At 72.6% G+C, this 12,423-nt stretch carries 11 protein-coding genes; 4 read left to right on the forward strand and 7 right to left on the reverse strand.

Features of this window, described 5'->3' with window-relative positions; all coding sequences use genetic code 11:
- Positions 1-118: 118 nt before the first annotated feature.
- Positions 119-1,441, reverse strand: coding sequence for a deoxyguanosinetriphosphate triphosphohydrolase (locus EAO76_RS08830; protein WP_148834982.1), 1,323 nt, complete (start codon positions 1,439-1,441; stop codon positions 119-121).
- 163 nt (positions 1,442-1,604) lie between these two features.
- On the opposite strand from EAO76_RS08830, the gene EAO76_RS08835 reads away from it, so the two are divergent.
- A complete protein-coding gene (locus tag EAO76_RS08835; RefSeq protein WP_148835656.1) occupies positions 1,605-2,309 on the forward strand; it encodes a vancomycin high temperature exclusion protein in 705 nt (234 codons plus the stop codon).
- Positions 2,310-2,391: 82 nt separating this feature from the next.
- Here EAO76_RS08835 and cutA read toward each other — a convergent pair whose 3' ends face one another.
- Positions 2,392-2,733: a divalent-cation tolerance protein CutA gene (gene cutA, locus EAO76_RS08840; RefSeq protein WP_148834984.1), complete on the reverse strand. Its 342-nt coding sequence runs from the start codon at positions 2,731-2,733 to the stop codon at positions 2,392-2,394.
- A 128-nt stretch (positions 2,734-2,861) separates the two neighbouring features.
- On the reverse strand, positions 2,862-3,488 hold the full coding sequence (locus EAO76_RS08845) for an NADPH-dependent FMN reductase (protein ID WP_148834985.1): 627 nt from the start codon (positions 3,486-3,488) through the stop codon (positions 2,862-2,864).
- Positions 3,489-3,574: 86 nt separating this feature from the next.
- Between EAO76_RS08845 and EAO76_RS08850 the strand changes: the two genes are divergently transcribed.
- A complete protein-coding gene (locus EAO76_RS08850; protein WP_148834987.1) occupies positions 3,575-4,375 on the forward strand; it encodes an aminotransferase class IV family protein in 801 nt (266 codons plus the stop codon).
- Between the two features lie 145 nt (positions 4,376-4,520).
- On the opposite strand, the gene EAO76_RS08855 is transcribed toward EAO76_RS08850, so the two are convergent.
- The 4 genes from EAO76_RS08855 to EAO76_RS08870 form a co-directional block, all read right to left on the reverse strand.
- On the reverse strand, positions 4,521-6,197 hold the full coding sequence (locus EAO76_RS08855; protein ID WP_187438507.1) for an ABC transporter family substrate-binding protein: 1,677 nt from the start codon (positions 6,195-6,197) through the stop codon (positions 4,521-4,523).
- 91 nt (positions 6,198-6,288) lie between these two features.
- Positions 6,289-8,391, reverse strand: coding sequence for an ABC transporter ATP-binding protein (locus EAO76_RS08860; RefSeq protein WP_148834989.1), 2,103 nt, complete (start codon positions 8,389-8,391; stop codon positions 6,289-6,291).
- On the reverse strand, positions 8,391-9,323 hold the full coding sequence (locus tag EAO76_RS08865; protein ID WP_399461715.1) for an ABC transporter permease: 933 nt from the start codon (positions 9,321-9,323) through the stop codon (positions 8,391-8,393). The genes EAO76_RS08860 and EAO76_RS08865 overlap by 1 nt, the downstream gene beginning before the upstream one ends.
- Position 9,324: 1 nt before the next feature.
- The gene (locus tag EAO76_RS08870; protein ID WP_148834991.1) at positions 9,325-10,308 is read right to left on the reverse strand and encodes an ABC transporter permease; all 984 of its coding nucleotides are present in this window, start codon (positions 10,306-10,308) and stop codon (positions 9,325-9,327) included.
- A 644-nt stretch (positions 10,309-10,952) separates the two neighbouring features.
- Between EAO76_RS08870 and EAO76_RS08875 the strand changes: the two genes are divergently transcribed.
- Complete coding sequence (locus tag EAO76_RS08875) at positions 10,953-11,696, forward strand: hypothetical protein (protein ID WP_148834993.1); 744 nt, start codon at positions 10,953-10,955, stop codon at positions 11,694-11,696.
- Between the two features lie 101 nt (positions 11,697-11,797).
- Entirely contained in the window at positions 11,798-12,421 is a 624-nt protein-coding gene (locus EAO76_RS08880) for a class F sortase (RefSeq protein WP_148834995.1), read from the forward strand.
- Positions 12,422-12,423 lie beyond the last annotated feature (2 nt).

The raw sequence follows: 12,423 nt of genomic DNA on the forward strand, positions 1-12,423 counted from the left end.
CCGCCGGGGGACGGGGAACGGCGGGCCCGGCGCGGTGCGGCCGGTCGGCGGTGCGGCCGGTCGGCGGTGCGGCCGGTCGGCGGTGCGGCTGGTCGGCGGCGGGGGCTGCGGCGGCCGGTCAGCGGCGCAGGGCGAGCGAGGCGTGCAGGGAGCGGGCCGACGCGTCGGTGAGGGCGGCGATCTGGTCGACCAGGACCCGCTTGCGGGCCCGGTCGTCGGGCGCGGCGTCGAACAGGGCCCGGAACTGCGGCTCCAGCCCCTCCGGGGCGCGCGCGGTCAGTGCGGCGGCCAGCTCGGCGATGACGATCCGCTGGTCGGCGCGGATCGCCTCCTGCTCGGCGCGCTGCATGACGTACAGGTCGGCGACCGCCTTGAGGACCGCGCATTCGTTGCGGGTCTCGCGGGGGACGACGAGTTCGGCGGCGTACCGGCCGAGGCGGCCCGTGCCGTACGCCTGCCGGGTGCCGCTCTCGGCGGCGAGGCAGAACCGGCCGATGAGCTGGCTCGTGGCGTCCTTCAGCCGGGCCTGCGCGACGGCGGAGCCGTCGTAGCCGTGCGGCCACCAGTCCTGGTCGACGAGCCGGTCGAGGGCCTCGGCCAGCTCCTCGGGGTCGGTGTCCGCCGGGACGTAGCGGCCGATGGCGACCGCCCAGATCTCGTCGCGCTCGGGCTCGGCGCAGAGGCGGCCGGGGTCGATGTGTCCGGCGTGCAGCCCGTCCTCGAAGTCGTGCACGGAGTACGCGACGTCGTCGGACCAGTCCATGACCTGGGCCTCGAAGCACTTGCGGTTCTCCGGCGCGCCCCTGCGGGCCCATTCGAAGACCGGCAGGTCGTCCTCGTACACCCCGAACTTCGGTGAGCCGGGGTCGGTGGGGTGCGCGCCGCGCGGCCAGGGGTACTTGGTGGCGGCGTCCAGGGCGGCCCGGGTCAGGTTGAGGCCGACGCTGACCAGTTCGCCGGTCCGGGTGTCGGGCACGAAGCGCTTGGGTTCGAGCCGGGTCAGCAGCCGCAGCGACTGGGCGTTGCCCTCGAAGCCGCCGCAGTCCGACGCGAAGTCGTTGAGCGCCTGCTCGCCGTTGTGCCCGAACGGCGGGTGGCCCAGGTCGTGGGCGAGGCAGGCCGTCTCGACGAGGTCGGGGTCGCAGCCGAGCGCGGCCCCGAGCTCGCGGCCGACCTGGGCGCATTCGAGGGAGTGGGTGAGCCGGGTCCGCGGGCTGGCGTCCCAGGCGTGGCCGCGGGTGCCGGGGGTGACCACCTGGGTCTTCCCGGCGAGCCGGCGCAGTGCGGCGGAGTGCAGCACCCGGGCGCGGTCGCGCTGGAAGGCGGTGCGGCCCGGCCGTTTGTCCGGCTCGGTGTCCCAGCGCTCGGCGTCCGCCGGGCCGTAGGGGGTCGTGCGATGGCCCTGCGTGCCGTCCGTGCCGTGGCCCTGCGTACCGTCCATGGTTCCGACAGTAGACGGCCGGTCCGGTGAGCGGGCCCAGGCGGCCGCGCGGGCCGCCCGTCCGAACCCGTCCGCCCGATTCGCAACCCTTTGGGTCCGCCGGTCGTCCGATCAGGTGGGGGCGGCGGCCCCCGGTACGGAGGAAGAAGGGGCTCCCATGCGGATGAGACGGCCGGGACTGCGGTTGCTCGGGCGGTTGCGGCCGAGATGGCCCCGGACGCGGCGCGGGCAGCGGCGGGCCGTGCAGGGGGTGATGCTCGCGTGCGTGGCCGGGCTGGCGCCCGCGACCTGGATGTACACCGTCGCCGACGCCCGCGTCAGGACGGTCGCGGACGCGCCCGCGCAGCAGGTGGCCGTGGTGTTCGGGGCGGGGTTGTGGCAGGGCAGGCCGTCGCCGTACCTGGCGAACCGGCTGCGGACCGCCGCCGAGCTGTACCGGGCGGGAAAGGTGAAGGTCGTGCTCGTGACCGGCGACAACAGCCGGAAGGAGTACGACGAGCCGGAGGCCATGCGCACCTTCCTCAGGGAGCGGGGCGTCCCGGACCGGCGGATCGTGAGCGACTTCGCGGGGTTCGACACCTGGGACTCGTGCGTACGGGCCAAGAAGATCTTCGGGGTCGACCGGGCGGTGCTGGTGAGCCAGGGGTTCCACATCCGCCGGGCGATCGCGCTGTGCCGGACCGCCGGTATCGACGCGTACGGCGTCGGCGTCGACGCCGTGCACGACGCGACCTGGTACTACGGCGGGACGCGGGAGGTGTTCGCGGCGGGGAAGGCGGCGCTGGACGCCGTGTTCGAGCCCGATCCGCACTTCCTGGGGCCGCGGGAGCCCGGGATCGGGAAGGCGCTGGCGGCGGACGGGGAGTAGCCCGGCCCGCCGCGCCGTCCGTGCCGCCGTCCGCCCGTCCGTGCCGCCGTCCGCCCGTGCCGCCGCGCCGCCGGCCCCGGCGTCACAGGGAGGTGAGCGGGGCGGTCCCGGCCGAGACCCAGGCGAGGTAGCGGGCGCTCCCCCGGAGGATCGGGATCGCGATGATCTCCGGGGTCTCGTAGTCGTGCGCGGCCTGGAGGTGGGCCTCCAGTTCGTCGTACCGCTCGGCCGTCGTCTTGAACAGCAGCTGCCACTCCTTCGCCGTCTCGATGGCGCTCCGCCAGTGGTAGACCGAGGTGACGGGCGCGGAGATCTGCGCGCACGCGGCGAGCCTCGCCTCCACCACGCCCCGGGCCAGGGCCTGGGCCTTCTCCTCGCTGTCCGTCGTGGTCAGTACGGTCAGCCATGCCGACGTCGTCGTCACTCTCGGCTCCTCGTGGGTCGGTCGCGGCCGGGCCGCCGCGGGACGCCCGCCCCTGACCCGATTGTCGTGCGCGAGACGGCCCGGCGCCGCACGACCGGGACGACGGCCCGGCCCGGCGCCGCCCGCGGTCAGTGACCGTACGGGCGCACGGCCTTGGCGTCGCGCAGCGCGTGCCCCCACCAGACCAGCTGGTCGAGCAGCACCTTGGCCGCCGCGTCGCAGCCCGCCGGGTCCAGGTGCCTGCCCTCGTCGTCGAACAGGGCGCCCGCGTTGTGGAAGGACACGGTCTCGCGGATGCCGACCGTGTGCAGCTCCGCGAAGACCTGCCGCAGGTGCTCGACGGCCCGCAGCCCGCCGGACACCCCGCCGTACGAGACGAACGCGACGGGCTTGGCCTGCCACTCCTCGCGGTGCCAGTCGATGAGGTTCTTCAGCGGGGCCGGGAAGGAGTGGTTGTACTCGGGGGTGACGACGACGAAGGCGTCGGCCGCCGCCAGCCTCGACGAGACGGCCGCGAGCCGGCCCTGCGCGTCGGCGTCGAGCCGGTGGGAGAGGGCGACCGGGAGGTCGAGCTCCGCGATGTCGACCACGTCGGTCTCGATGTCGGGGCGGTCCGCGGTGCGGGAGAGGAACCAGTCGGAGATGACGGGGGCGAACCGCCCCTCGCGGTTGCTGGCGACGATGACCGCGACCTTCAGGGGCGCGGTGGAGCCGGTCGTGGAAACGGTGGACGCGGGTGCTTCGGTGAGTTCCATGCGAAGAGGCTCTTATGTCAACCACGGTTGAGGTCAAGCCCGTTCGGATCGGGCCCCCGGCCGGGCGCCGGCCCTACGGTGGGAGCATGACGACTTCCCCGCCCCCGTCCTTTCCGTACGCCGAGTTCGACGGGCGTCCGGCCACCGAGGAGGACCTTCGGATTCCGGCCTTCCTCGGCTACGGCCATTTCACCGCCATGCAGGTCAGGGACGGGAAGGCGCGCGGTCTCGCGCTGCATCTGGCCCGACTGGACGCCGCGAACCGGGAGTTGTTCGAGCGTCCGCTGGAGGGGGAGCGGGTCCGCGGGCTGGTCCGGCACGCGCTGGAGGGTGCCGGGGTGCGGGACGCCTCGGTCCGGGTGCACGGCTTCCTGCCCCCGGGCGATACGGAGACCACCGTCATGGTGACGGTGCGCGGGCCGGCCCGGAAGTCCGCCGAACCGCACTCCTTGATGTCCGTCCCGTACGTCCGCACCGTGCCGCACATCAAGCGTCCCGGGGAGTTCGGCCAGACGTACTACGCGCGGCTGGCCGCGCGTGCCGGTTTCGACGAGGCCCTGCTGACCGCGCCGGACGGCACGGTGACGGAGGGGGCGATCACCAACATCGGTTTCTGGGACGGCACTTCGGTGGTCTGGCCCGACGCCCCGTGCCTGATCGGCATCACCATGGCGCTGCTGGAACGGGACCTGCCCGGTGCGGGGCTGGGGTCCGCACGGCGTCCGGTGACGCTGGACGGGCTGGGCGCGTTCCGGTCGGCGTTCCTCACCAACTCGCAGGGCATCGCGCCGGTCCGGCGGATCGACGGCGCGGAGTTCGCGGTGGACGAGGAGCTGATGGCACGGATCGGGCGGGTGTACGACGCGGTGCCCCGGGACACGATCTGACGTTCCGGGGGCGGCCCGGGGCGGCTCCGGGCGGTCCAGAACGGCTCCGGGCGGTCCGGAGAGGTCCGGAAAGGTCCGGCGCCGTCCGGTGCCGTCGGTCCCGGGGCGGTCGGGTGGGACCGCCCCGGGACCGGGTATGTGCGGGCTACTTCTCCCAGCCGATCGTCTCCGGCAGCGGGCTGTGGAAGATCGTGGCGCCGACGTTGGCGAGGCCCTTCTTCACGCTGTAGGTCGACGGACCGCTGAACAGCGGCAGGAAGGCGTACTGCTGGAGCGCCTTCCGCTCGACCTCGTTGGCCGCCGCGATCTGCTCGTCGAGGTCCGCGATGTCGGCGGTGGCGCGGATCTCCTCGTCCAGGGCCGGGGTGCCGGAGCCGGTGATGTTGGAGTCGCGGTCCGAGCAGTAGAAGTCGCACAGGTAGCGGGCGCCGAACGGGTCCATGGAGCGGTTCCCCGACAGGAAGAGGTCGAACCTGCGCTCGCTGAGGACCTCGGAGAAGTCCGCGGGGTCGGCCTTCTTGATGACGAGTTCGACGCCGACCGGCTTCAGCATCGCGGTGAAGGCACCGGCGACGGCCTTGTCCAGCGGATCGTCGCCGAGGATCGTGTACCCGACCTGGAGCCGCTTGCCGTCCTTGGCCCGGATGCCGTCGCCGCCGGGCTTCCAGCCGGCCGCGTCGAGGGTCTTCTTCGCCTCGTCCGGCGAGTGCTTCAGCACGGCCGCGACGTTGTCCCGGTAGCCCTTCTGGAAGCTGTACAGGATCGCCGAACCGGGCAGCGGCTCCTTGTGGTCCAGCCCCTGGAACTGGATCTTCGCGATCTGGGAGCGGTCGATGCTCTGCTGGATGGCCTTGCGGACGGCCTTGTCCGAGAGGTTCGCCGACTTGGTGTTGAAGTGGAGCGAGTACTCGAAGGGGCTGCCGCCGCTGCGGATCTCGGTCCCCTTGAGCCCCTTGACCTGCTTGAGGCTCTCCGCGTCGACGGCCGAGGTGTAGTCGAGCTGGCCGTTCTTGAAGGCGTTGACCGCGGCGGTCGACTCCAGGTTGACGTAGACGCGCTTGTCGAGCTTGCCCTTCTTGCCCCACCACTTCGGGTTGCGGACGAAGGTGATGCCGCCCGAGTGGGTGTCCCACTTGCCGACGGTGTACGGGCCCGCGCCCCATTCCGGGTGGGCCTTCTTGACGTACGCCTTGTTGAAGTTGGCGACGGTGGCCGCCTTCGGGTGCAGGAAGGTGGTGAACAGGGTCGTCCAGGCGGCGTTGACGCCCTTGAACTCGATGACGGCCTGCTTGGCGTCCGCGCCCTCGTGGACCGAGGTGATCTGGTCGTAGCCGTCGGTGGACGAGGCGTCGTACCCCTTGTCCGAGCCGTTGTTGGCCTTCCAGGTGGCCTCGATGGCGGTCCAGTCGATCGGGGTGCCGTCGTTGAAGGCGGCCTTCTCGTTGATGGTCAGCGTGACCGTCTGCCGGCCGCCCTCGACGGAGACCTTCACGTCGCTGTAGTAGTCCGGGTTGTACTGCACCTCTCCGGTGGGCGAGTACGTGATCGCGTCGGCGTTGTACCAGGCCCAGATCCGGGCGGCGGTCAGGGTGGCGTTGACGTTGAACGGGTTGCCCTGGTCGTCGAAGGTCCCGGCGGTGGTGTAGGTGCCGCCGTCCTTGATCCGTTCGTACGGCACCGGGTTGTAGTCGGCCGCGGCCGACGCGGTCTTCGGGGTGCCCTTCGCCGGGTCCGTCGCGTCCTTCCCGGAGGAGCCGCACGCGGTGGCGGCGACCGAGACGGCGGCGACGAGGGCGATGGGCAGGGCGAGTCTTGCGCGCATGGCGGAGGGGTTCTTTCTGGTTCGGTGATACGGGGGACGAGCCGTGTTCGCGGGCGGGGCCGGGGCGGCGCCCGGCGTGCCGCGGGCCGGGTCAGACGGCGTGACAGGCGTACCGGTGGCCGGGCCGGCCGGCCACCGCCGTCGGCGCGGGGCGTTCCGTGCGACAGCGTTCGCGCACGTCCTCGGCGGCGAGGCGGTACAGCGGACAGCGGTCGACGAAGACGCAGCCCGCGGGCGGGCGGGCGGCGCTCGGCTGTTCGCCCCGCAGCACGACGCGTTCGCGGGTGCGTTCCCGCCGCGGGTCGGGCACCGGGATCGCCGACAGCAGTGCCCGGGTGTAGGGGTGCTTCGGGTCGGAGAAGAGCGCTTCCGTCTCCCCGGTCTCGACGATCTGCCCCAGGTACATCACCGCGATGCGGTCGGAGACGTACCGGACCACGGCCAGGTCGTGGGCGACCACGAGGTAGGCGAGCCCGAGTTCGCGCTTGAGCCGGGCCAGCAGGTTGATCACCCCGGCCTGCACCGACACGTCCAGGGCCGAGAGCGGTTCGTCCAGGGCGAGCAGTTTCGGCTCGGTGGCCAGGGCCCTGGCGATGCCGATCCGCTGGCGCTGGCCGCCGGAGAGCGCGGCCGGGAAGCGGTCGGCCACCGAGGCGTCCAGGCCGACCAGGGCGAGCAGTTCGTGGACGCGGGAGCGGATCGACTCGCGGTCCCGCCCGATGGCCCGCAGGGGTTCGGCGAGCAGTTGGAAGACGGGCAGCCTCGGGTTCAGGGCCCCCATCGGGTCCTGCATGACGATCTGCGCGTCCCGCCGCAGCTCCCGGGCCCGCGCGGTGGCGCCGACCGTCGCGACGTCGGTGCCGTCGACCTCGATCCGGCCGCCCTCGGGCCGCTTCAGCCGGAGAACCTCCAGCAGGGTGGTGGTCTTGCCACTGCCCGACTCCCCCACCAGCCCCAGGGTCTCCCCGGCGCGCAGCTCGAAGCTCACCCGGTCGACGGCGTGCAGCGTGCCGACCCGGCGCTTGAGGACGGCGCCCTTGGTGACCGGGAAGGTCTTGACCAGGTCCTCGACCTTGAGCACCACGTCGCCGGTGGCCCGCTCCCCCGGTCCGTCCGGCGAGTCGGTGGGCGGGTCGGCCGGTCCGGTGTCCCCGGTGGGGTCCAGGGTTCCGTCGGCGATCTCGTCCGCGCGCAGGCAGGCCACGTGGCCGTGCCCGGTGATCTCGCGCAGTTCGGGCTCGTCGGCCCGGCAGTCGTCGCGGGCGACGGCGCAGCGGCTCGCGAAGGGGCAGCCGGCCGGGAGGTCCACCGGGGCGGGCGGTTCCCCGCCGATCGGGACGAGGGGCCGGTGGACGCCACTGTCGACGGTGGGCACGGCGGCGAGCAGCCGCGCGGTGTACGGCATCGTGGGCCGGCGGAACAGCTCGTCGACGCCCGCCCGTTCCACGATCCGGCCCGCGTACATGACGGCGACGTCGTCCGCGTGCCCGGCGACGACCCCGAGGTCGTGCGTGATGAGGACGAGTCCGGCCCCGGTCTCCTTCTGCGCCAGCCGCAGGACGTCCAGGATCTGGGCCTGCACGGTGACGTCGAGGGCGGTGGTGGGCTCGTCCGCGACGAGGACGGACGGCCGGTTGGCGATGGCCAGCGCGATGACGACGCGCTGGCGCATGCCGCCGGAGAACTCGTGCGGGAACGACTTGGCCCGGCTCCTCGGGTCGGGGATGCCGACCAGGTCGAGGAGTTCGACGGCCTGTTCCCGGGCGGCCCGTTTCGTCAGGTCGCGGTGGACCCGCAGGGCGTCGGAGAGCAGCCTGCCCACGGAGAAGATCGGGGTGAGCGCGGACAGCGGGTCCTGGAAGACCATGCCGATGGAGTCGCCCCGTATCCCGGAGAGTTCCCTGTCGTCGAGGCCGATCAGGTCGCGGCCGTCGAGCAGCACCCGGCCCTGCACCTCGGCGGAGGGCGGCAGCAGGCCCATGACGGCCATCGCGGTGGCCGATTTGCCCGAGCCGGACTCGCCGACGATGCCGAGGGTCCGGCCCGGCAGGAGGTCGAAGCCGATGCCGCGCACCGCCTCGACGGGTCCGGCCTCCGAGGGGAAGGAGACCCGCAGGTCCCGGACCGAGAGCACGGGGGCGGGGCCGGTGGGAGCCGGGGCGCCGGGGCGGGGTGTCGTCGTGGTGGTGGTCATCATCGGCCTCCTGCCGCTCCGGTCACGGACGTGGGGTCGAGGGCGTCGCGCAGGCCGTCGCCGACGAAGGTCATCGAGACGGTGAGCAGGACGACCAGTCCCGCGGGGAAGGCGAAGAGCCACGGGGCGCTGGTGACGGTGCCCGCCCCGTCCGCGAGCATCGTGCCGAGGGAGACGTCCGGGGTCTGGACGCCGAACCCCAGGAAGGACAGGGCGGTTTCGCCGAGCACGGTCGCGACGACGCCGAGCGTCAGGTTGACGATCAGCAGCGAGCCGAGGTTGGGGATGATGTGGCGCAGGATGATGCGCGGCGCGCCGATGCCCATGAACTCGGCGGCCTTCACGTAGTCCCGTTCCCGCAGCGAGGTCGCGAGGGACCAGACGACCCGCGCGGTGGACATCCAGCCGAACGCCGTGAGCACGACGACGAGGACCCGCCAGTCGCCGGCGAGGCGGTGGGAGACCAGGGCGAGGATGAGGAACGAGGGGACGACCAGCAGGAAGTGGATGACGGCGAGGACCGTCTTCTCCACCCGGCCGCCGAAGTACGCGGCGCTGGAGCCGATGACCGCGGCGACGACGACGGTCAGGACGGAGACGCTCACGGCGATCGCCAGGGAGCGCCGCAGTCCGTGCACGGCGGAGGCGTAGACGTCGTTGCCGCCCTGGTTGGTGCCGAACCAGTGGGTGCCGCTCGGTGGCCGGGTGAGCGCGGCGAAGTCGGCGTCGGAGTGGGTGTAGGGGGTGAGCAGGCCGCCGAACACGCTGAACAGCACCAGCAGCACGAAGATCACCACCCCCGCCGCGGCGAGGCGGTTGCGCAGGAAGCGTCGCAGGTAGAGCCGGCCGAGGCCGAGTCGGGGCGCGTCCTTCGCCGCGGCCGACGGCGCGTTCGCGGCCGGTGACGCTTCGGTTCCGATGTCCGTGGCCACGTCAGTTCACCCTCACTCGGGGGTCGAGGAAGACCGTGGCGACGTCCGCGAGGATCGCGCCGATCGCGGTCAGCGCGGCGGCGAAGGCCGCCGTCGCGACCGTGCCGTGCACGTCGTTCTTGCCGATGGTCTGGATGAAGTAGCGGCCCATGCCGTTCCAGCCGAAGATCGTCTCGGTGATGACGGCGCCGGTGAACATGGCCGGGATGCCGAACGCCACGGAGGTCGCCGTCGGGATGAGCGCGGCGCGCAGGGCGTGCCTGCGGACCGCCGCGGACCGGGTGAGTCCGGTGGCCCGGGCGGTGCGCACGAAGTCCGCGTCGATCGTGTCCAGCAGCAGTGAACGCTGCGTCAGGTGGTAGCCGACGTAGCCCATCAGCGTCAGGCTCAGGGTCGGCAGGATCAGGTGCAGCAGGCGGTCGCCGATCGTCGGGAGCAGCCCCTCGACGTCGGGCGAGTTCTCCCCCGCGACGTAGAGGAAGTCCATCCCGGCGTGCTGGTTCAGCCAGATGGCGACGAAGACCACGGCGAGCGCGGCGACGGACGTCGGGATGTTGAACACCGCGATGGACACGGCCTGCGAGATCCGGTCGGCCCAGCCGTACTGCCGCGACGCGGTGTACACGGCCAGCGCGACGCCGATGACCACGGACAGGACGGTCGCGACGATGACCAGCTCCCCGCTGATGAGCGCCCGGTAGCCGATCTCCCCGTTGACGGAGACGCCGGTGGGCGACTTCCCCCAGTCGAAGTGGAGGACCACCGAGGTGAGCCAGTCCCACCACCGGTGCACCAGCGGCTCCTGCGGGCTCAGGTTGTACGGTTCGAGGGCCCGGGCGATCTGGCCCTCGGTGCGGACCGGCCGCAGCTCCTTGAAGTTCGACCGCGGGTCCAGGAACCAACTGGCCAGGAAGTAGGTCGCGTTGGTCGCGACCACGATCATCAGGAGCCAGCCCGCCGCCTTGCGGGTCACGTGGCGCACCATGAGCGGCACCTCCTCACCGCACGGAGGAGACGCACCCCGGGGGTGCCTGGTCTGGTGGACGTGTACATGTGCGGCGGGGACTTTCTTCGTACGGAGCATGAGCACGAATGTGCGAACACCAGCCTGACCTGCGACTTTGAGCGGACACCAGGTTTTGGGCGCTCCCGCCACGAGGTCGCCATGCGGACGAAACGTCGCCGCAGCAAAAGCCCGCCGCAGTGACGGAGCGTGTGCGATGCGGTGCGATGCGGCCCGGACCGCCGCGGAACGGCTCCGGCCCGGGAACGGCTCCGCCCCCACCGGGTCCTGGGGGGACGGTCCCGATGGGGGCGGCGGCCTGGGGCGGCCTGTTGCACCGTCCCGTGGGGGGTGTCAGACGTGTGCCCGGCCTCCGCACCATCATGCGTGTGACGTACGCCACATTTTCTCGAGAGGGCCGTCACCCGATCGGCACCGGGCGGCGCAAACCTCCTCCCACCACCTTCGATTACTGCCGTGACCTGCACGATCACGTTCTGGCAAGGCTGCCGCGCCGGTCCGATCGGGTGAAAGCTGACTCGGTGTCAGCAGGCATGGATGGCGACACGCCCGTTAGCTCGGAGCCAGGACACACCGACTCGCCCCCATCGCCGGAGGAACCCCCCATGCGTCCTGTCCGCCTAGTGACCGGTACCGCCGCCTCGGCGGTCACCATAGCCACGCTCGGCCTCTTCACCGCCGGTCCGACCGCGTACGCAGGTGACACCGAGGCACTGCGGACCGGCTCGGCGAGCGCCCTGTCCCGGACCGTCGAGGAGCCGGTGGCGCAGCCCGCCGACGAGGAGGGTGCGGGCGAGACGGTCGCCGGGCCGGGCGCGGACGCCCAGTTCGGGCTCGACTCGCTCTCCGGCCTCGACGCCCCCTCGCTGCTCGACTCCGCGGGCGGCCTCGACGCCTTCTCCGGGCTCGGCCTGCCGGGCGTGCACGACAACGCCTCCGGGGACGAGGAGAAAGAGGGCGGCAGCGGCGAGAAGACGGACAAGGCAGACAAGGAGGGCGAGGAGTCCGGCGGGCGCGACAACCCGTCCGGGCCCGACAGCTCCTCGTCGTCCGGCCACGACAGTTCGTCGTCCGGTCGTGACGACTGGAGTTCTTCCGGCGGGGAGGACCCGGCGAAGCACGACGGTTCCTCGTCCGGGCGCGACGACTCGTCCTCGGAGCACGACGGCTCGTCGTCCGGCCACCGGCCCCCGACCGGCCCGACCGGGCACGTCGAAACAGGAGTCGGCGGCAGCGTCCGGTCCGACACCACCCAGATCGCGGCGGGCGCCGGCGTTCTCGCCGTGACCGCCGTCGGCGGAGCCTGGCTCCTGCGTCGCCGGGCGAGCGGCACGCAGGGAGCCGGCTGACGGAGGCGGATTCACGTCTCCGTACCGCCCGGTGTTCCGTCCCGGTGGCCGCGCGCCACCGGGACGGGACCGTTCCCGTTTCCGTCACCCGGAGGACGACCGTGTCCCAGAAGGCCAAGGGCTGGCTGCTGGTCATCGCCGCGCTGGTCGGCGTCTGGCTGATCCGGAACGGCTCCGACACCCAGTTGGTGCCGCCCGGGCCGACCGCCGCCCAGGGCTTCGCGGGCGGGCCGGAGCTCCAGCCGGGTTCGCCGCTCGCCCAGCCGCTGCAGCCCTCGGAGCCCGTGCGCCTGCGCATCCCGAGCATCCGGGTCGACGCCCCGGTGATGCGCCTCGGACTGGGTTCCGACGGCAGCCTCGACGTGCCGCCGGCCGGGAACCGCAACGTCGTCGGCTGGTACCGCGACGGCACTCCCCCGGGCTCCCTGGGCAGCGCGATCGTCGCCGGGCACGTCGACAACGCGCAGGGCAGGTCGGTCTTCTACGACCTGGGCGCCCTGCAGAAGGGCAGCACGGTCGAGGTGGTCCGCAAGGACGGGCGCACCGCCGTCTTCTCGCTCGACGCGATCGAGGTCTACGAGAACGACGACTTCCCCGACAAACGGGTGTACGGCGCCGCGCCCTACGCCTCGCTGCGGATGATCACCTGCGGCGGCGGCTTCTCGGAGAAGACGGGGTACGAGGGCAACGTGGTCGCGTACGCGCATCTGACCGCCGTGCGCTGAGC

The organism is Streptomyces sp. sk2.1 (assembly GCF_008120935.1).
Classification (GTDB): Bacteria; Actinomycetota; Actinomycetes; order Streptomycetales; family Streptomycetaceae; genus Streptomyces.